Origin of the sequence: Polaromonas sp. UBA4122, from assembly GCA_002381615.1 — a bacterium.
Taxonomy (GTDB): Bacteria; Pseudomonadota; Gammaproteobacteria; order Burkholderiales; family Burkholderiaceae_C; genus Polaromonas.
In genome coordinates, this window is record DFWY01000007.1 from 1 (window position 1) to 17,928 (window position 17,928).

The following is a 17,928-nucleotide window of genomic DNA, read 5'->3' on the forward strand; positions in this document are numbered from 1 at the left end:
CAATGATGAAAGCGCCACTGGCTGACATTGCCGCGCTACGTGGGCAGGCAGTGCCCGATCTGCTCGTACCAGGCTTCGGTGATTTCCATGTTCGTGGTTTGCATCAACGGACCGGAAGTCGTTTATTGGTTTTGCCATAGCTAGATCAACCCGAACCAGCCGAGCAGCGCACCCGCACCCAGCAGCCAGAGCAGGTGAATGTTGCTGCGCCAGACGATGATGGCGGTGGCCGCCGTGAGCAGCCACACCGGCCAGTCTTTCAGCGAGCTCCCGTTGGCACCGGCCAGAATCCAGCTGGTGGCAATCAGCAGCGCCACCACGATGGGCGCCATGCCTTGCTTGAAAGCGCGCACTGCCCGCAAGTCGCGGTTTCGGTGGCCCCACTGGGCCGCCATGTAGGTCAGCGTGGTGCTGGGGATCAGAATGCCCGTCATGGTTATAAAAATGCCGAGCAGGCCGGTAAGCATGCCGCCCGCGTTCAGGCCGACATTCCAGCCCAGCAGGGCGATAAACAGCACGTTGGGGCCAGGCGCGGCTTGCGCAATGGCAATGGAGGCGTTGAACTGCGCGTCGGTCAGCCAGTGCTGCTGGTCAACCAGAAAACGGTGCATGTCGGGTGCTGTGCTGATGGCGCCGCCTATCGACAGCAGCGACAACGACAGGTAGTGCAAAAGCAGGTCAAACCAGTCCCGCGCGCTGAAAACAAGGTGCAGCGACTCGGTCATGGCTTGAGCTTGCGGAACGCCAGCACGCAGGCCACGCTGCCCAGACCCAGCAGCACATAGGCCAGCGGCCAGCGCAGCAGCGCGATGGCGGCAAAGCAAAGCATGCCGAACGCGATGCACAGGCGCTGGCCCAGCACGTTGCTTTTCAGAGCGCCGAACAGCCTCAAGCCAGTCGCTGCGATGAGCCCGGCGGCCACCGCGCCCATGCCGCGCAGTGCACCCGCCACACCGGGGTGGGCGGAAAACTGGGCGTACGTCAGGGCCAGCAACAAGACGATCACCAGCGGCACCGTCAGCATGCCGGCCAGTGCAGCCAACGCGCCCTTGAGGCCGAAGTAGCGCCCGCCAATCATCAGCGAGAGGTTCACCACATTGGGACCGGGCATGATTTGCGCCACCGCCCACTCTTCAATGAATTCTTCACGCGTCATCCAGCGCTTTTTTTCCACCAGCTCGCGCTGCACAATGGCCAGCACGCCGCCGAAACCCTGCAGGGCCAGCAAGGTGAATGAAACAAAGAGGTCTGTCAGGGATTGGGGTTGCGGATGACTTTCCGGTGGCAGGGTATTCATGCGCCCGATTATCGCTGCTTGCGCAACGCACAGCAGGCATTGGAAAGGAAGCCGCTGGCATCCATATGCTATTAAAAAAATAGCTGCCTGCGCCCGACCTGTATGGGCTAGATGGATAAATGACTTATAAAATAAGAAAAGGCGCACCCTCTACGCTGCACCGCCGCAGCGTAGAGAGTGCGCTGTGGCGGTAGCGGTGGCCGTTCAAACCGACATGCCGCCCGACACCTCGATTACCGCGCCATTGACATAGCTGGCCTCGTCGCTCGCCAGGAATGCGTATACATTGGCAATTTCCTCGGGCTGGCCCAAACGTTTGAGTGGCACGCGGGCCTCCAACTCCTTCAGGATGTTGTCGGGAACGGTGCTGAGCAGAGGCGTGGTGATAAAGCCGGGTGCCACGGCGTTCACGCGAACGCCCTTGGGACCGAGCTCGCGGCTCCATGTTTTGGTGAAGCCGATCACGCCGAATTTGCTGGCGGCATAGTTGGTCTGGCCGAAGTTGCCATAAATGCCGACCACCGAACTGGCGTTGAGGATCACGCCCTTGCCCTGCGCCGTCATGGTGTCCGCTACCGCTTGGGCGCAATGAAACACGCCGCGCAGGTTGACGTCAATCACGCGGTCAAATTGCTCCAGCGTCATTTTTTGCAGTCGCGCGTCCTGCGTGATGCCGGCGTTGTTGACCAGCACATCGATGCGGTCAAACTGGTCTTTGACTTTTTTCACCACCGAATCGACCATGGCCCGCTGCGTCACGTCCATCACATAGCCGACGGCCCGGGCGCCCAGCGCCTCGCATTGCTTTACCGCGTCGTCAATCGCGGCCTGCTTCACGTCGCAGACGATGACGATGGCGCCTTCCTGTGCAAATTTGAGGGCGGTGGCCAGGCCGATGCCTTGCGCCGCGCCGGTGATGATGCTGACCTTGTTGTGGAGTCGTTGCATGTTGTTCCAGGAAAAATGGAGTTGGTGAATGGATGGGTGAATTCAATAAACCGGCTGGTGTTGATGGATGGCATCCTTGACAGCGCTGGTCAACACAAAGCCCGGGCCGAAACGGGCTGCCAGTTCATCACACCGTTTGATGAAGGCGTCTATGCCCATGCCGTAAATGAACTGCATCGCGCCGCCCGTCCAGGCCGGGAACCCGATGCCGAAGATGGAGCCGATATTGGCATCATGCACGGTGGTCAGCACACCTTCGCTCAGGCAGCGGGCGGTTTCAACGGCCTGGCGGTAGAGCAAGCGGTCCTTCAGCTCGTTGATATCCCAGGCGGTTTCTGCTTTTTCAAACAGCGGTTTGAGCTCGGGCCACAGCGACTTTTTCGCGCCTTTCTCAAGGGGGTAGTCATAAAATCCACCGCCCGCAGCGCGGCCGTTCCGTTTGAACTCTTTGACCATGCGCTCCACCAGCAGCTCGCCCGGCGTGGCGATGTAGGTCTTGCCCTCGGCGCTGAAGTCGGTGCGCGTCTGGTCCAGCACATGAACACTCAGCGACAGTGCGGTTTCATCGAGCACGGCCAGTGGTCCGACCGGCATGCCCGCCTGGATGCCGGCGTTTTCAATCGCAGCGGCCGGAATACCTTCACCCAGCATGGCCGCGCCTTCCATGACAAAGGTGCCAAAGGTACGGCTGGTGTAAAAGCCCCGTGAATCGTTCACCACAATAGGGATCTTGCCAAGCGCCTGCACGTAGTCAAAGGCCCGCGCCACGGTTTCGTCGTCGGTCTGCTGGCCGCGAATGATCTCGACCAGCTTCATTTTGTCGACCGGACTGAAGAAATGAATGCCGATGAATTTGTCGGGCCGGGCGCTGGCCGTGGCCAGGCTGCTGATGGGCAGGGTGGAGGTGTTCGACGCAAAAAAACCGCCAGGGGCCAGCAAGGGTTCGGCTTCCTGCGTGACTTTGGCCTTGAGATCACGCCGCTCGAACACGGCCTCGATGATGAGCTCGCAGCCCGCCAAGTCCGCTACCTTGTCCGTGGCTGTGATGCGCGACAGCAGGGCGGCCTGGTCGCTCGGGCTTATCCGGCCCATTTCTATAAGCGCTTGGGCAATTTTGGCGCTGTAGGCCTTGCCGACATCGGCCTTGTCCTGGCTGACGTCCCTGAGGATGGTCGCAATGCCTTTGCTCGCCTGCGCGTAGGCGATGCCGGCGCCCATCATGCCCGCGCCCAGCACGCCGACTTTTTGCGGCTTGAACCTTGGAATGTCTTTCGGACGCGACTGGCCCGACCTGATTGCATTCATGTTGAAGAAGAAGGTGTTGATCATGGCCTTGGCATTGGGGCCGGTCAGGAGCTTGGCCAGGTAGCGGCTTTCGATGCGCAAGGCGGTCTCGATGTCAACCATCGCGCCTTCAACCATGCAGGCCAGGATGGCCTCGGGAGCCGGATAGAGCCCGCGGGTCTGCTTTTTGAGCAGGGCCGGTGCCACACTCAGCGCCGCGGCGATCTTGGGATTGGCCGGTGTGCCGCCCGGGATTTTGTAGTCTTTGGCATCCCAGGGATGTTGCGCTGCGGGGTGGGCGGCGATCCAGGCGAGCGCTTTGGCTCCCAGTTCAGATGCATCGGTTACCAGCTCATGCACCAGGCCCAGCGCCAGCGCTTCACGCGGGCCAAAGAGTTTGCCTTCCACCAGATAAGGCTGGGCCCCCATCAGACCCAGGTGCCGCGTCATCTTGGTGATGCCGCCGGCACCGGGCAGCAGGCCCAGCGTGACTTCAGGCAGGCCAAACTGCGTCTTGCTGTCATCAATCGCCACACGGTGGTGGCCCACCAGGGCGAGCTCCCAGCCACCGCCCAGTGCCGTGCCGTTGAGGCAGCTCACGACAGGCTTGCCCAGTGTTTCCAGTGCGCGGAAGCTCTTCTTCATGCGCTCGACTTCGGCATAGGCCCTGGGTGCATCGGTGGGTGTCAGGCGCATCACGGCCTTGAGGTCAGCGCCGGCAAAAAAAGTGTTTTTGGCTGAAGCCAGAATCACCCCGCTGATCGTGTCCTTGTCTTTCAACAGCTGCGCAGTGACTTCGCTCAAATCGTCCTGCCACTGCAGGCACATGGTGTTGACAAGAGAGTCGGGCTCGTCAAAAGTGAGGGTGGCAACGCCATCAGTCTGTTCGTACTTGATCGTCTTCATCAGATTCTCTCCACAATCGTTGCAATACCCATGCCGCCGCCCACACACAACGTGACCATGCCGTAGCGCAACTGGCGCCGCTGCAGTTCGTCCACCAGCGTGCCCATGATCATTGCGCCGGTGGCGCCCAGCGGGTGTCCCATGGCGATGGCGCCGCCGTTGACGTTGACCTTGTCGTGCGGCACCTTCATTTCCTTCATGAAGCGCATCACCACGGCGGCAAACGCTTCGTTGACTTCAAACAGGTCGATCTGCTCCACCGTCATACCGGCCCTGGCAAGTGCCTTGCGCGCCGCCGGCATGGGGCCGGTCAGCATGATGGTGGGGTCGGCGCCGCTCAGGGCCGCGGCCACAATGCGCGCCCGTGGGTTCAGGCCGTGCGTTTTACCGGCGGCTTCAGAGCCAACCAGCACCGCCGCCGCGCCGTCCACAATGCCCGACGAATTGCCGGCGTGGTGCACGTGGTGGATGCGCTCGACCTGCGGGTAGCGCTGCAAGGCCACCATGTCAAAGCCCATTGCGCCCAACTGCTCAAACGCTGGCTTGAGTTGCGCCAGGCCTTCCAGCGTGGTGTGGGGTTTGATGAATTCGTCCTGGTCCAGAATGGTCTGGCCCAGAAAGTCCCTGACCGGAACGATGGATTGGGAAAAGTAGCCAGCGTCACGCGCTTTGGTGGCGCGCCGCTGGCTTTCCAGTGCAAAGTTGTCCACGTCGGCGCGGCTAAAACCTTCTATCGTGGCAATCAGGTCGGCGCCTATGCCCTGCGGCACAAATAGTGTGGCGCTGTTGGTTTCAGGGTCTTGCGCCCAGGCGCCGCCGTCTGCGCCAAGCGGCACGCGGCTCATGCTTTCGACGCCGCCGGCGACCACCAGGTCTTCCCAGCCCGAACGCACTTTTTGCGCGGCCAGGTTCACGGCTTCCAGGCCCGAGGCGCAAAAGCGGTTGATCTGTATGCCCGAGGCCTTGAAGTCCCAGCCGGCCTTGAGCGCAGCCACCTTGGCAATGACCGCGCCTTGCTCACCCACCGGCGAGACCACTCCCATCACCACGTCGTCGACCGCAGCGGTGTCAAAGCCGTTGCGGCGCTGCAGCTCGGTCAGCACACCGGCCAGCAGGTTGATGGGCTTGACTTCATGCAGGCTGCCGTCTTTTTTGCCTTTGCCGCGTGGCGTGCGAATGGCGTCGTAGATGAATGCTTCGATCATGGTGGCTTTCCTTGAAAGTGTCCTGGAACAGGCAAAAGGGCCGTTGAAGTATATTCATTTCACAAAGCAATCGCTTTGCATAAATACTTTTCTCTAGCCACACAAGGTAAGCCCATGATCGAACGCAGCCTCTTCAGCCCCGAGCACGAATCCTTTCGCGATGCTTTCCGACGCTTCATGGACAAGGAGATTGCCCCGTTTCACGCGCAGTGGGAAGAGCAGGGCTATGTCGATCGCGCGGTATGGCGCAAGGCCGGTGACAACGGCTTTTTGTGCATGACCATGCCGGAGGCCTACGGCGGCTCGGGTGCTGACAAGCTTTATTCGGTGGTGCAGATGGAAGAGCTGGCGCGCGGCGGCTTCTCGGGGATCGGCTACGGACTTCACAGCGAAATCGTGGCACCTTACATCCTTCATTACGGCACCGAGGCGCAAAAGCAGAAGTACCTGCCGAAACTGGCCAGCGGCGAGATGGTCGGCGCCATTGCCATGAGCGAGCCCGCCGCCGGGTCTGACCTGCAGGGCATCAAAACCACGGCGCTCAGGCAGCCTGACGGCAGCTATTTGCTCAACGGCAGTAAAACCTTCATCACCAATGGCTGGCACGCCGATCTTGTTCTCGTCGTTGCCAAGACCAAGCCGGCGGCCGGTGCCAAGGGAACCAGCCTTTTGCTGGTGGAGCGCGGCATGCCGGGCTTTGACGTCGGCAAGCGCCTGAAAAAACTCGGCCTCAAGGCGCAAGACACGTCCGAGCTCTTTTTTACAGACGTGAACATCCCCGCCGAAAACCTGTTGGGCGGCGAGGCGCACGAAAACAAGGGCTTCATCTGCCTGATGGAGCAACTGCCGTGGGAGCGTCTGCAAATCGCCATCACGGCCGTGGCCTCAGCGCAGGCCGCCATTGACTGGACCCTGGCCTATGTGAAAGAGCGCAAGGTGTTCGGCCAGCCGGTGGCCAGCTACCAGAACACGCGTTACACCCTGGCCGAGTTGCAGACCGAAGTGCAGGTGGCGCGTGTGTTTGTTGATAAATGCGTCGAGCTGGTGGCCCAGGACAAGCTGGACACCGCCACGGCCAGCATGGCCAAGTACTGGTGCAGCGACTTGCAGTGCAAGGTGATGGACGAATGCGTGCAGCTCTTCGGCGGCTACGGCTACATGTGGGAATATCCGATTACCCGCGCCTATGCCGATGCCCGCGTGCAGCGCATTTACGGTGGCACCAATGAAATCATGAAAGAGGTGATTTCGCGCGCGATGGGGCTTGGTGCGAAGTAGGGCGCTTTGAAATGGTAGGACTGTATGTCCCCGTGTCCACTGAGGTGTATTTTTTTGCTAGACACTCACAAGATGACCACCCAACTTAAAATCGACTTTGTCTCTGACGTTTCCTGCCCCTGGTGCGTGATTGGCCTTAAAGCGTTGGATCAAGCCCTGGCGCGCGTCGGCAGCGACATCACCGCCGAGCTGCATTTCCAGCCGTTTGAACTGAATCCCGGCATGAGCGCTGAGGGCCAGGAAATTACCGAGCACATCACGCAGAAATACGGCATTACGCCAGCGCAAGCCAGTGCCAACCGCGAAAACATTCGCGTGCGCGGCGCCGAATTGGGCTTCAAGTTCAGCGCGGCGGATGAACCTGGCGGCGGGCGCCATCGCATTTACAACACCTTTGACGCGCACCGTCTGCTGCACTGGGCCGAGCTCGTTGGTGCCGACCGGCAGAAGGCGTTGAAAGAGGCGCTGTTCAAGGCCTACTTCACCGATGGCCAGAGCCCCGCTTCGCATGAGGTGCTGGCGCGAGTGGCGGGCGAGGTGGGCCTGGATGCTGCGCGTGCCCGCGAGATACTGGCCTCAGACGCCTACGCCGATGAGGTGCGCGAGCGCGAGCAGTTTTATCTGACCCAGGGCATTCATTCGGTGCCGGCCATCATCATCAATGACCGGCATTTGATCTCCGGCGGTCAGCCTGCCGAGGTGTTTGAGCAGGCCCTGCGCCAGATTGCAGCGGCAGGCTGAAACCGGCCGTTTCGTTCCACGTCAATCACTCGCCTCTGCTGAAGGAGTTGCCATGCCCTACGAACTTCATTACTGGCCCACGATTCAGGGCCGCGGCGAGTTTGTGCGCCTGGCGCTGGAAGCGGCGGGCGCCGACTACGTGGATGTGGCGCGCGGCTGCGAAGGCGAAGGGCAGGGCGTGGCGGCCATGCTGCATTTCATGGAGAGCCCCGCCGTGCAGCGCCCGCCATTTGCGCCGCCTTTTCTGGTGGATGGCAAGGTCATCGTCGGCCAGACGGCCGCAATCCTGCTGTACCTCGGCCCGCGCCTGGGCCTGGTGGGCAAGAGCGAGGTCCAGCGGCTGTGGACACACCAGTTGCAACTGACGATTGCCGATGCGGTGTCCGAGGTACACGACACGCATCACCCGATTGCGAGCAGCCTCTACTACGACGACCAGAAGCCAGAGGCCCTGAGGCGTGCCAAAGAGTTCCGCGAGGCGCGGTTGCCCAAGTTTTTGGACTGGTTTGAAAGCGTGCTGCAACGCAACCCGCGTGGCAGCGCTCATTTGGTGGGTGCACGGCTGAGCTACGCCGACTTGTCACTGTTCCAGCTGGTCGATGGCTTGCTGTACGCCTTTCCCAAGGCCACCCGGCGTGCGTTGATGAAAACGTCACGGGTCGCTGCACTGCATGAGAGCGTGGCACAGCACAAGCGCGTAGCGGCCTACTTGGCCAGCGAGCGGCGCATTGCCTTCAACGAAGCCGGCATCTTCCGCCGCTACCCGGAACTGGACGGCTGACGCTGCGCCGGGGAGCGACAAAAAAAGCTGGCAAGCCGCCAGCTTTTTTACGCCTATTCAGAAACGAATTCAGGTTTAGTGCTTGGGTCCGGGGCCCTTGCCGTTCTTTTCGCCATGGCGCTTGCCCTGGTCGTTCTTGGCCTTCTTGGCCTTCTTGGCCTTCTTATCCTTGACCGGCACGTATTGGATCTCGCGCACCCAGTTCCCAGGGTGGCGCTGATAGCCATTGCCTTTTTGCTCCCAGCGGTCGGGCTCCCAGCGGTAGCCATCACGCTTCATGATGGCCTGACCGCGAACCCAGACGTAACGATCACCAGTCCAGGCCCAGTAACCTGGCGCCCAGACCCTGTCGGGTGCCAGCACCGGAACCACCTCGTATTGCTGCTGCGGTGGAGCGATGCTGATGTTGATGCTGATTTGCGCCAGCGCCGGTGTGGCGACGGCACCTGCCAGCAGGGCAGAGAGCAAGATTTTTTTTATCGGGTGGTTAATGGTCATGATAGTTTCCTTCGGATGTTGATGGCAGTGTCGGCCCCGGTCAGAAGCGGCGTACCGCATGCCACGTAAAGTTGTCGGTTGTGTCGGGAGGATTGCGTAAAGCTCTGTATGTGCTATTTAATTGATAGCTGCTTGCGCTGATGGATTGGGTGTTGGTGGGTGTTTGGGTCCTAGTTCTTGAGCTTGCTGCCGCAATCCACCTGGGCATCGAGTTGCCTGCCTTGGCGCGAATAGTCGCTGTCGGTCACTTTGCAGTCCGAGATTTTCTCAATGGCCTGGAGCAGCGCGGCCCTGCTGGATGAACGGCTCGCCAGCGGCCTGGTAATGCCGACGGCGGTGGCGGTCCAGGTGCTGGCTGTGAGCGGGCTGAGCAGGTAGGGCGCGCCGTCCACATTCACCTTGTGCGCAACCGGCTCACCCGGCGATGTGGGCAAGGCGCAGGCGCTCAGGAAGACGCTACCCGCAGCGAGCAGCGCTTTCATGCGATTTTTTGTGCCGCGCCTCATGCCGCCATCAGGTGAAAACTTCGGTGTTGTGCCGGCAGGTCAGACGGGCTGTACAGCGCACTGGCGGCGGCTTTCGGCTCCGGCACGTTGGGGGGGACCTTCGGTAGTTTGGAGTCAGGGCAACCGCTTAACAGCAAGGTGAGCAATGTCAGTGGCAAGAGCGTTTTCATGATGCATCTCCAGACGCAAGTACCCTGCGCATTTTGAATCATAGGCGGCAGTCCGGCGCGACGCCAGTGCACCCGGAAAACTCGCGGCGAAGGCCTACAACGCCGACGGGTCGTATGGGGGTTTTCCTAGCACCGCCTTATTTGTGCGCTAATGACAATTGTTCTACAACCTAAAGGAGCTGACCATGCTTACTCGTCGCCAGGTAACCCGTATTTCCCTTGCTGCTATTGCGATGGCAGCTGTGGCCACCATGACTGGCTGCAGCATGATGGATCGCCAGTCCAACCTGATGGCATTCACCACCCAACTGCGCGCCGCCAACGAGGTGCCGCCTAACGCCAGCCAGGGCAATGGCTCGGTCGACGCTGTGCTCAACAAGGACACCAACCTGTTTCGCTGGAAGGTCAACTATGCCGGCTTGACGGGGCCAGCCACGGCGGCCCACTTCCATGGCCCTGCCGCCATTGGTGTCAATGCAGGCGTTGCCTTGCCATGGACCGGCCCTATCCGTAGCCCCTTGGAAGGCCGGGCCACGCTGACCTCGGCGCAAGCGGCTGACCTGCTGGCCGGTCGCTGGTACGCCAACATCCATACGGCGGCTCACCCGGGCGGCGAAGTACGCGGCCAGATGACGGTGCGTTACTAGCACTGAGTCGCTATTGCGCTTATGTTGCGGCCAAGCACGGATTGCTCGGGCTGGCCAAAGTCGTGGCGAAAGAAGGTGCGAAAGACCATATCCGCGCCAACGTGATCTGCCCCGGCTTCGTGCGCACGCCCCTGGTCGACAAGTAAATTCCAGAACAGGCGGCGCAACGGCATATCAGCGAAGCTGACGTTATCAAAAACGTGATGCTGAAGGAAACCATGGATGGTGAATTCACGACGACGCAAGATGTGGCGCAAACAGCCCTCTGGCTAGCGACCTTCCCGTCGACGGCGCTCAGCGGCCAGTCTATCCTCGTCAGCCACGGCTGGCACATGCAATAGAGCAGCACAACAGCGGATGCGCTGCCATTGGCGCTCACCAGGCGGGGGCGGTCCTCCCTTTGGTGCGCGCCGGCAGCTCATGCAGCACCAGGCCCGTTTCTTCCGAGACAGCCGTGAGCCAGCCGGCGTAGTCAATGGCGCGCATCGCGTCTTGATAACCCTGATCCCAGCGCCATGCGATAGAGCCCTTCGAGAAATTGATATCTTTCGAAGCCATGTGCCAATCGCGCCCGCCATACGGCAGCCGTACGACATGCATCGTGGTAGCACAGCCTAGGGTGGTCAATTCATCCATCCCGGCGTCGGTCTTGGCGCGCTCGGGCAATAAGGCATGGAGCTCGCGCAACCTGCCCTGCAAGTAGTGGGTACGGAGATAGTCTTCGATCTGACGCTTGGAGCGCGAGGCGAAGGTGACGTCCTTTTGTCGCGTCTGCACTTCATCGAGCGTCGTCGGCTCGGGCCCTTCAGCGCTCCACAAATCGACCATGAAACACAAAGAGTCGACATGCGGCAAATCGTCGAGCACCGTCTCCAGCGGTGTATTTGAGTACAAGCCGCCATCCCAGTACAGTTCGCCATCGATACGCACCGGTGGAAAACCCGGCGGCAAGGCGCCGCTGGCACGGACGTGATCGGCGCTCATGGTTTGCTGGGTATTGTCAAAACTGGCCAGTTCACCGGTCTTTACTTTCATCGCATTGACGGTCAGGCGCATGCCGCCAGGCGCGTTCAAATAGTCGAAATCGACCAACTCGCCGAGGGTGTCGGCCAGGGCCGCCGTATCGTAAAAACTGGCAGCTTCCGGCTGCACCGCCAAGCCCGCTGGAAACAGGCTGAACAGGCGCGGCGCGAAGAAGCCGGGTACGCCGCGCAGAACCGTATCGAGGGTGGAAAACCCGATGTTGTAACGCCGCTGCGCATCGGGTATCCGCGCCAAATCGATCCCGTCCTGGTGCGATACCCGGTCCCAAAACTGCCTCAGGCGTTGCAGGCGATGCGCCTTGTGGTTGCCGGCAAGGAGCGCGGCATTGATGGCGCCGATCGAGGTGCCGACGATCCAGTCTGGCACCAGATTGTGTTCGTGCAGCGCCTGATAGACGCCAGCCTGGTAGGCGCCGAGCGCGCCACCGCCTTGCAAAACCAGGACGATACGCAAGCCTTCAGGATTTAATTTATTGACGGGTTCCATCAGGACGCTTCAGTTAAGAGCAACGGATTCAAGTCCAAAGCGTATCAGCGTATCAGTTTAGTTGTAGTCAGTGTAGTGTCAGCTGACATCCGGCGGCGCAAAATGCGCTGAAGCTGACCAGTGGCGAGACACGCATCTTTCTGCAGGGCGGTGATTCCATCATCCTGCAGGCCCACTGCGACCGCAGCGGGGTTCGCCACATTGGTTTTTGTAGACTGTCAGGGTCAGGTGCATGTAGCGCGGCGCTGAATGGCCGTTGACCTTTGTCTGCTGAGGAGGCCGGCATCGCAGCCGGGCCGCCAAGTTGCTATTAAATTAATAGCTGGTTGCGCCCGATGTGTATGGGCTGAAGGCTGATTTCATTGAGAATAAAGTCTTTTTAGGGCTCCACTCGCAGGTGGGCCGGGCGGGGCTGGCAGCAACAGCCGGGCGTCATATCCGGCAGTTACCGCGCCAAGAACCCCTTCAGGGTGCGCGTAAGGGTTTAAAACCTTAAAATCGCGGGTTATCCCCAAACCGCCGGCCTCACCGCAAGCTGATCCCGACGGTTTCTACCGATCGCCCCATGAACGCCCCCGTCGACGTCTCCTTCTTTATGCGCGCTGCCAAGCCGCTGACCAGTTACCGCAAGTACTGGGCGGCCCGCTTTGGCACGGCCAAATTTCTGCCCACCAGCCGGGCCGAAATGGACGCGCTCGGTTGGGACAGCTGCGACGTCATCATCGTCACTGGCGACGCCTATGTGGACCACCCCAGCTTTGGCATGGCGGTGATTGGCCGCATGCTGGAAGCGCAGGGCTTTCGAGTCGGCATCATTGCGCAGCCCGACTGGCAAAGTGCCGAGCCGTTCAAGGTGCTGGGCAAGCCCAACCTGTTTTTCGGCGTGGCCGCCGGCAACATGGACTCGATGATCAACCGCTACACGGCGGACCGCAAGATCCGCAGCGACGACGCCTACACCCCTGGCGACATCGGCGGCAAGCGCCCCGACCGCGCGGCGCTGGTGTATTCGCAGCGCTGCCGCGAAGCCTACAAGGAAGTCCCCATCATTCTGGGCGGCATCGAAGGCTCGCTGCGCCGCATTGCCCACTACGACTACTGGTCAGACAAAGTCCGCCGCAGCGTGGTGATCGATTCGAAATGCGACTTGCTGCTGTACGGCAACGCCGAGCGCGCCGTGGTCGAGGTGGCGCACCGCCTGGCCGCCAAGGAATCCATCGCGAGCATGACCGACATTCGCGGCACGGCTTTTATACGTCGCAGTGGCGACGAAACCGCCCAGGGCTGGTTCGAGATCGACTCCACCAGTGTCGATGAGCCGGGCCGCGTCGAGGCGCATGTCAACCCCTATCTGATGATTTCGGAGCAGGCCAAAGAGCAGGGCGCCACCTGCGCCCGCGAAGACGAGGCCGCAGAGGTGGCCGTGAAAGCCGAGACGGTCGGAAAAAATACCGTTCGAAATCAACCCGCATCCGTTCGCCCTGAGCCTGTCGAAGGGTTTGCGCTGGGCTCGACGATCAAGCCGCTGACCTTCGTGCAAAACCCAAGCCTGCCCTCCATGCAGGGCAAGATCAAGGTGCCGCCGCGCGACCGCTCGGTCATCCGCCTGCCCTCGTACGAGCAGGTCAGGAGCGACGCCGTGCTGTATGCCCACGCCAACCGCGTGCTGCATTTGGAAACCAACCCCGGCAATGCGCGTGCCCTGGTGCAGGCGCACGGCGAAGGCGCCACCGCGCGCGATGTCTGGATCACCCCGCCGCCCATCCCGCTGACCACGGCCGAGATGGACTATGTGTTTGACCTGCCTTACGCCCGTTCGCCGCATCCCCGCTATGCCGACGAAAACGGCAGCCACGAGCACGCCACCAAGATTCCGGCGTGGGAGATGATCCGTTTTAGCGTGAACATCATGCGCGGCTGCTTTGGCGGCTGCACCTTCTGCTCCATCACCGAGCATGAAGGCCGCATCATCCAGAGCCGGTCTGAAGACTCGGTGATTCGTGAAATTGAAGCCATACGTGACACCGTCAAAGGCTTTACCGGCGCGATTTCCGACCTGGGCGGCCCCACCGCCAATATGTACCGCATCGGCTGCAAGTCGCCCGAGATTGAAGCCGCCTGCCGCAAGCCCTCGTGCGTTTATCCGGGCATTTGCCAGAACCTGAACACTGACCACAACCCACTGATCAAGATGTACCGCCGCGCGCGGGCACTCAAGGGCGTGAAAAAGATTCTCATCAGTTCCGGTGTGCGTTACGACCTGGCCGTGCAGTCGCCCGAATATGTGAAAGAACTCGTCACGCACCATGTGGGGGGCTACCTCAAGATCGCGCCCGAGCACACCGAGCAGGGGCCGCTGACCAAGATGATGAAACCCGGCATCGGCAGCTATGACAAGTTCAAGCAGATGTTCGAGAAGTTCACGCTGGAGGCGGGCAAGAAGCAGTTCCTGATTCCCTATTTCATCGCCGCCCATCCGGGCACCAGCGACGAAGACATGATGAACCTGGCGATCTGGCTCAAGAAAAGCGGTTTCAGGGCCGACCAGGTGCAGACCTTCTACCCGTCACCCATGGCCACGGCCACCACGATGTACCACACCAGCAAGAACCCGCTGCGGAAAGTCACGCGTGACAGCGAAACGGTGGACATCGTGCGCGGCGACAAACGCCGCCGCCTGCACAAGGCGTTTTTGCGCTACCACGACCCCAACAACTGGCCGCTGCTGCGCGAAGCGCTCAAAACCATGGGCCGCGCCGACCTGATCGGCAACGGCAAGCACCATCTGATCCCGACCTTTCAGCCGATGACGGATGGCGGCTACACCAGCGCACGCAAGAAAAACTCAACAACAAGCGTGACCAAGGCCTCGACGGTGGTCAAGGGCCGCTTGCTGACCCAGCACACCGGCTTGCCGCCGCGTGTGACCGGCGCGGCCAAGCCGCCGGGCGTGAAACCTTCCCGCAAGCCGCGCTGATTCATCAGTTCCGCAATGGGCTGGCGCCCGGAAGGTCGGGTAGCCGATTTTTTAAGCAAAATCGGCCTCTAGCGCATATCCATCGGGCGTTAGCAGCTATCAAAACAGGAGCGATCTTGTTTTTTTCCTGCGCGCCTGCTCTCGTAACCGCTATGGTATTTGCAGCAAGCACGGCATCGCCTTCAATCCCGTGCAGAACAGCCAGTTCACCTCCATCGACGACGTTCACCTGTGGATGATTGACCAGCACCCGGGACGGCGCAGCGTGTCTGATTTCCAGCGCGGCGTGCAGCCAACGCCTGACGAGCCATCCGCATCCGCGACTTTGAAGCCAGAATCCCTGATCACCCGAGACGCCATCACCAAGGCCGCGCGCATCAGCAGCAACACCATCAGCCAGATTGAAAAGATCCAGAAGTCGGCCGCGCCCGAACCGGTGGCGGCAGTGAAGTTGGGCACGATTTCCATCAACGCCGCAGCCACCGTGGCCGGCGGCAAAAAAAAGCTGCAACAGGCCGCCCGCCAAGCGCGCGAAACCAGGGCCCTGGCCCGCACCGAGCCCCGGGTCGCCTGAGAGCGTGATTGCCAGGCTCAAGCAAACCATTACCGAGCTTACTGCGGAGAATGCGGCGCTCAGAGCGAAGCTGGTTGAGCTGACTTCCTGATTGGACCTACGCTGACATCCTGGGAATCGGAGCGCTGGTGCGGGCCGACAGCTACGTTGTCGGGTTCAAAGGATTGGTGATGGAAGGTTCAGCATCAAGCGGGCTGCCATGCCAATTCAGGTAGGGCTTGGTCGGCCACCAACATTGCGGCTATTGCCACAGTACGGTGACTGAATTTAAAAGATGGCAATAGCGCAGGCGCGCGGAAGTATCGAAGTCAATGCGGTTTTTTTGTGTGTCTTCGAAGCAGCGGAAACCGTCACTCAGGTTCGTACAGGGAATTGGAGCTGTCGGCCATGAGCGGTCCTTGGGGTGACCTGCCTGAAAGCAGCCAGTCAACGGCTGAGCACTCTTGGTGAGTCGTCGAGCGAGCACTTACCATTCACAAACATCAATCTATTTAGCCTTTACCGATCTCAATGCCATTAGCACTGCCTTGACAACATCCTCGTCATCGGGAATTGACATAGGGAAGCCAAACATATCAAGAATATCACTCCTGAACCGGTTGTGAAGCTTCCCGCCAGCCCTCTCGCGGCCGGGGCACCTGTTTTCTTTGATATTGGTCAACTCGCCATGTTTGGGCGGGGCTATATTGAACCAATGGGAAACTCGCTTTAGGCTTCTTTTTACTGATTGTTTGCAGCAACGGCAGATCGCCATTGCAAGGGGAATGGCCATGACCCAATCCATTGACACGATGACCGTCAGGGACGCCATCTACGGGCGCTGTTCGGTTCGCGCCTACGCTCCCGAGCAAAAAATTGACCAGCTGACATTGAGTACCCTCCTGGCGGCGGCGGTGCGGGCACCGACGGCGATGCACGGTGAGCCATGGCAATTCGTCATCCTCCAGGATGCCGACGTGCTCAAACGCCTGTCAGATCGTGCCAAGGAACTTTTTTCCGCCGAGGCCAAGCGTTTGCACCATGATCGGAGCAGCCTCGACATCTTTTCCCAACCCGGCTTCAACGTCTTTTACGACGCCGGAACCTTGGTCGTCATTTGTGCCAAGACCGCGGGGCACTTCGCGCTGGCCGACTGCTGGCTGGCAGCGGAGAACCTGATGCTGGCGGCATACGCGATGGGCTTGGGGACTTGCGTCATCGGTTCGGCGGCGTCAGCGCTCAACATGCCCGACGTGAAGCACGAACTCGGCATTCCCCCCGAGACGACTGCCGTAGCGCCGATCATCGTTGGCAAGCCGCGCGGCGAAGCGCTGCCCAGCGCGCGCAACGAACCGCAAGTCTTGGCTTGGCGTTAGATGACGCCATGCGTGGAGCCATGACCTCAAGGAATCGGATTGTCCTGGCAGTTCTCGCCGTGATGGCCGTGGTTGCCGTAATGATCGTGACGGTGCTTCGCACGCCGCGGCTGGCGTTCTGGCATGCCACAGGCGATGCTAACATCTTGCTCCTTTCCGGCAACATCGAAGCGCACGAGAGCGTGCTCAGCTTCAAGACAGTGCAGTCGCGCATCATCGATCTGCCGTTCAATGAGGGCCAGTGGGTGCGTAAGGGGACGGTGCTCGCCGTCGTCGATGCAACCGACTATCGCCAGCAGATGGCGATCGCTGAAGCGAACCTTGTCGTGCAACAGCGGCAACTCGAATCGACTCGCCAAAACTTGTACACGGCCGGCCGAACGCTACTCGTCGACCAGGCTGAAGTGAAGCAACGTCAACGCGACTGGCGGCGCGCGCTTGATATGCAGCAAAAAGGATTTTTCTCCACGGCAATGCTCGACCAAGCCGAAACGGTGCTGAAACAGGCAAGCGCCGTGCTGGAGCGGGATCAATCGCTGCAGGTCGCAGCGACGCGCAATGTCGGGGTCGCCCAAGCCAGTGTTCATAACGGCGAAGAAACGATCGCGCTGGCCCGCATCGTTGTCGGTTACACAACCCTGACGGCACCTTTTGACGGGGTTGTGACCGTGCGCAAGGCGGAGCTCGGCGAGGTGGTGGTGCCCGGCACGCCGGTCCTGACCCTGGCCGATCTCGAGCACGTTTGGCTGCGCGCCTACCTCAACGAAGCCGACCTCGGCCGGGTGCGGCTGGGGCAGGCGGTGACTGTCACCACCGACAGCCACCCGACCAAGCGCTATCAGGGTCGCATTGCCTTCATTGCCGACAAAGCCGAATTCACGCCGAAGAGCGTCGAAACCCACGCCGAGCGTGTGACCCTGGTGTATCGGATCAAGATCGACATCGCCAATCCAAGTCATGAACTGGTCACCGGAATGCCTGCCGACGCGAAAGTCGAACTACACGCAGCGGGGTCGTGATGACGGAAACCACCGCGGCAGTGATCGAAGTCAGCGGGCTGCACAAGCGTTTCGGCGCACTGACGGCAGTGGAGGACTTAAGCTTCTCGGTGCGCCCTGGCGAAATCTTCGGCTTGGTGGGACCGGATGGCGCTGGCAAGACTACCACCCTGCGTGTGCTCGCAAGCGTCATGCGACCCGACGCGGGGAGTATCGTCATCGACGGCATTGAC

Annotated in this window: 19 protein-coding genes and 1 pseudogene; 10 read left to right on the forward strand and 10 right to left on the reverse strand. The window is 60.7% G+C overall.

Features of this window, described 5'->3' with window-relative positions; translation table 11 throughout:
* Positions 1 to 140 precede the first annotated feature (140 nt).
* The 5 genes from B3F77_RS01080 to B3F77_RS01100 form a co-directional block, all read right to left on the reverse strand.
* Positions 141 to 725 carry a chromate transporter gene (locus tag B3F77_RS01080; RefSeq protein ID WP_293603169.1) on the reverse strand — a complete coding sequence of 195 codons (585 nt, stop codon included), beginning with the start codon at positions 723 to 725 and terminating at the stop codon, positions 141 to 143.
* Positions 722 to 1,297 (reverse strand): chromate transporter, encoded by a 576-nt coding sequence (locus tag B3F77_RS01085; RefSeq protein ID WP_293603170.1) that lies wholly within the window; start codon positions 1,295 to 1,297, stop codon positions 722 to 724. The genes B3F77_RS01080 and B3F77_RS01085 overlap by 4 nt, the downstream gene beginning before the upstream one ends.
* Before the next feature lie 204 nt (positions 1,298 to 1,501).
* Positions 1,502 to 2,245, reverse strand: coding sequence for a 3-oxoacyl-ACP reductase FabG (gene fabG, locus B3F77_RS01090; RefSeq protein ID WP_293603171.1), 744 nt, complete (start codon positions 2,243 to 2,245; stop codon positions 1,502 to 1,504).
* Between the two features lie 42 nt (positions 2,246 to 2,287).
* Entirely contained in the window at positions 2,288 to 4,435 is a 2,148-nt protein-coding gene (locus tag B3F77_RS01095; protein WP_293603172.1) for a 3-hydroxyacyl-CoA dehydrogenase NAD-binding domain-containing protein, read from the reverse strand.
* On the reverse strand, positions 4,435 to 5,640 hold the full coding sequence (locus B3F77_RS01100; protein WP_293603173.1) for an acetyl-CoA C-acetyltransferase: 1,206 nt from the start codon (positions 5,638 to 5,640) through the stop codon (positions 4,435 to 4,437). Before B3F77_RS01100 ends, B3F77_RS01095 begins: the two co-directional genes overlap by 1 nt.
* Before the next feature lie 114 nt (positions 5,641 to 5,754).
* Here B3F77_RS01100 and B3F77_RS01105 point away from each other — a divergent pair, with 114 nt between their 5' ends.
* The 3 genes from B3F77_RS01105 (at position 5,755) to B3F77_RS01115 (ending at position 8,440) form a co-directional block, all read left to right on the forward strand.
* Complete coding sequence (locus tag B3F77_RS01105) at positions 5,755 to 6,918, forward strand: acyl-CoA dehydrogenase family protein (RefSeq protein WP_293603174.1); 1,164 nt, start codon at positions 5,755 to 5,757, stop codon at positions 6,916 to 6,918.
* Positions 6,919 to 6,990: 72 nt separating this feature from the next.
* Entirely contained in the window at positions 6,991 to 7,659 is a 669-nt protein-coding gene (locus B3F77_RS01110) for a DsbA family oxidoreductase (protein WP_293603175.1), read from the forward strand.
* Between the two features lie 52 nt (positions 7,660 to 7,711).
* On the forward strand, positions 7,712 to 8,440 hold the full coding sequence (locus tag B3F77_RS01115; RefSeq protein ID WP_293603176.1) for a glutathione S-transferase: 729 nt from the start codon (positions 7,712 to 7,714) through the stop codon (positions 8,438 to 8,440).
* A gap of 75 nt (positions 8,441 to 8,515) precedes the next feature.
* Here the strand turns inward: B3F77_RS01115 and B3F77_RS01120 are convergent, their stop codons facing one another.
* The 3 genes from B3F77_RS01120 to B3F77_RS01130 all read right to left on the reverse strand — a co-directional run bounded on the left by B3F77_RS01120 (position 8,516) and on the right by B3F77_RS01130 (position 9,614).
* The gene (locus B3F77_RS01120) at positions 8,516 to 8,938 is read right to left on the reverse strand and encodes a YXWGXW repeat-containing protein (protein ID WP_293603177.1); all 423 of its coding nucleotides are present in this window, start codon (positions 8,936 to 8,938) and stop codon (positions 8,516 to 8,518) included.
* Between the two features lie 170 nt (positions 8,939 to 9,108).
* Entirely contained in the window at positions 9,109 to 9,420 is a 312-nt protein-coding gene (locus tag B3F77_RS01125) for a hypothetical protein (RefSeq protein ID WP_293603178.1), read from the reverse strand.
* A 20-nt stretch (positions 9,421 to 9,440) separates the two neighbouring features.
* On the reverse strand, positions 9,441 to 9,614 hold the full coding sequence (locus B3F77_RS01130; RefSeq protein WP_293603179.1) for a hypothetical protein: 174 nt from the start codon (positions 9,612 to 9,614) through the stop codon (positions 9,441 to 9,443).
* A gap of 185 nt (positions 9,615 to 9,799) precedes the next feature.
* On the opposite strand from B3F77_RS01130, the gene B3F77_RS01135 reads away from it, so the two are divergent.
* Positions 9,800 to 10,261, forward strand: a complete 462-nt coding sequence (locus tag B3F77_RS01135; RefSeq protein WP_293603180.1) for a CHRD domain-containing protein — start codon at positions 9,800 to 9,802, stop codon at positions 10,259 to 10,261.
* A 17-nt stretch (positions 10,262 to 10,278) separates the two neighbouring features.
* Positions 10,279 to 10,602 (forward strand): annotated as a pseudogene (locus tag B3F77_RS01140) (SDR family oxidoreductase); the annotation flags it as partial.
* A gap of 34 nt (positions 10,603 to 10,636) precedes the next feature.
* Here the strand turns inward: B3F77_RS01140 and B3F77_RS01145 are convergent.
* Positions 10,637 to 11,740, reverse strand: a complete 1,104-nt coding sequence (locus B3F77_RS01145; protein ID WP_349678359.1) for a patatin-like phospholipase family protein — start codon at positions 11,738 to 11,740, stop codon at positions 10,637 to 10,639.
* A gap of 616 nt (positions 11,741 to 12,356) precedes the next feature.
* Between B3F77_RS01145 and B3F77_RS01150 the strand changes: the two genes are divergently transcribed.
* Positions 12,357 to 14,768 (forward strand): YgiQ family radical SAM protein, encoded by a 2,412-nt coding sequence (locus tag B3F77_RS01150; RefSeq protein WP_293603182.1) that lies wholly within the window; start codon positions 12,357 to 12,359, stop codon positions 14,766 to 14,768.
* 190 nt (positions 14,769 to 14,958) lie between these two features.
* Positions 14,959 to 15,342: a hypothetical protein gene (locus tag B3F77_RS01155; RefSeq protein WP_349678360.1), complete on the forward strand. Its 384-nt coding sequence runs from the start codon at positions 14,959 to 14,961 to the stop codon at positions 15,340 to 15,342.
* A gap of 487 nt (positions 15,343 to 15,829) precedes the next feature.
* Here B3F77_RS01155 and B3F77_RS01160 read toward each other — a convergent pair whose 3' ends face one another.
* Positions 15,830 to 16,114 carry a hypothetical protein gene (locus B3F77_RS01160; protein ID WP_293603183.1) on the reverse strand — a complete coding sequence of 95 codons (285 nt, stop codon included), beginning with the start codon at positions 16,112 to 16,114 and terminating at the stop codon, positions 15,830 to 15,832.
* On the opposite strand from B3F77_RS01160, the gene B3F77_RS01165 reads away from it, so the two are divergent.
* The 3 genes from B3F77_RS01165 to B3F77_RS01175 form a co-directional block, all read left to right on the forward strand.
* Positions 16,113 to 16,697 (forward strand): nitroreductase family protein, encoded by a 585-nt coding sequence (locus tag B3F77_RS01165; protein WP_293603184.1) that lies wholly within the window; start codon positions 16,113 to 16,115, stop codon positions 16,695 to 16,697. The genes B3F77_RS01160 and B3F77_RS01165 overlap by 2 nt on opposite strands.
* 20 nt (positions 16,698 to 16,717) lie before the next feature.
* Positions 16,718 to 17,716 carry an HlyD family secretion protein gene (locus B3F77_RS01170; protein WP_293603185.1) on the forward strand — a complete coding sequence of 333 codons (999 nt, stop codon included), beginning with the start codon at positions 16,718 to 16,720 and terminating at the stop codon, positions 17,714 to 17,716.
* A partial coding sequence (locus B3F77_RS01175) for an ATP-binding cassette domain-containing protein (RefSeq protein WP_293603186.1) occupies positions 17,716 to 17,928 on the forward strand: 213 nt, incomplete at its 3' end. The genes B3F77_RS01170 and B3F77_RS01175, both read left to right, overlap by 1 nt.

What these genes read in the sequence shown, in the direction of transcription:
- B3F77_RS01100 (WP_293603173.1), bottom strand. Translation starts at nt 5,640, where the DNA reads ATGATCGAAGCATTCATCTACGACGCCATTCGCACGCCACGCGGCAAA.
- B3F77_RS01095 (WP_293603172.1), bottom strand. Translation starts at nt 4,435, where the DNA reads ATGAAGACGATCAAGTACGAACAGACTGATGGCGTTGCCACCCTCACT.
- B3F77_RS01120 (WP_293603177.1), bottom strand. Translation starts at nt 8,938, where the DNA reads ATGACCATTAACCACCCGATAAAAAAAATCTTGCTCTCTGCCCTGCTG.
- B3F77_RS01130 (WP_293603179.1), bottom strand. Translation starts at nt 9,614, where the DNA reads ATGAAAACGCTCTTGCCACTGACATTGCTCACCTTGCTGTTAAGCGGT.
- B3F77_RS01085 (WP_293603170.1), bottom strand. Translation starts at nt 1,297, where the DNA reads ATGAATACCCTGCCACCGGAAAGTCATCCGCAACCCCAATCCCTGACA.
- B3F77_RS01080 (WP_293603169.1), bottom strand. Translation starts at nt 725, where the DNA reads ATGACCGAGTCGCTGCACCTTGTTTTCAGCGCGCGGGACTGGTTTGAC.
- B3F77_RS01115 (WP_293603176.1), top strand. Translation starts at nt 7,712, where the DNA reads ATGCCCTACGAACTTCATTACTGGCCCACGATTCAGGGCCGCGGCGAG.
- B3F77_RS01160 (WP_293603183.1), bottom strand. Translation starts at nt 16,114, where the DNA reads ATGGCCATTCCCCTTGCAATGGCGATCTGCCGTTGCTGCAAACAATCA.
- B3F77_RS01150 (WP_293603182.1), top strand. Translation starts at nt 12,357, where the DNA reads ATGAACGCCCCCGTCGACGTCTCCTTCTTTATGCGCGCTGCCAAGCCG.
- fabG (WP_293603171.1), bottom strand. Translation starts at nt 2,245, where the DNA reads ATGCAACGACTCCACAACAAGGTCAGCATCATCACCGGCGCGGCGCAA.
- B3F77_RS01105 (WP_293603174.1), top strand. Translation starts at nt 5,755, where the DNA reads ATGATCGAACGCAGCCTCTTCAGCCCCGAGCACGAATCCTTTCGCGAT.
- B3F77_RS01135 (WP_293603180.1), top strand. Translation starts at nt 9,800, where the DNA reads ATGCTTACTCGTCGCCAGGTAACCCGTATTTCCCTTGCTGCTATTGCG.
- B3F77_RS01125 (WP_293603178.1), bottom strand. Translation starts at nt 9,420, where the DNA reads ATGAAAGCGCTGCTCGCTGCGGGTAGCGTCTTCCTGAGCGCCTGCGCC.
- B3F77_RS01110 (WP_293603175.1), top strand. Translation starts at nt 6,991, where the DNA reads ATGACCACCCAACTTAAAATCGACTTTGTCTCTGACGTTTCCTGCCCC.
- B3F77_RS01170 (WP_293603185.1), top strand. Translation starts at nt 16,718, where the DNA reads ATGACCTCAAGGAATCGGATTGTCCTGGCAGTTCTCGCCGTGATGGCC.
- B3F77_RS01165 (WP_293603184.1), top strand. Translation starts at nt 16,113, where the DNA reads ATGACCCAATCCATTGACACGATGACCGTCAGGGACGCCATCTACGGG.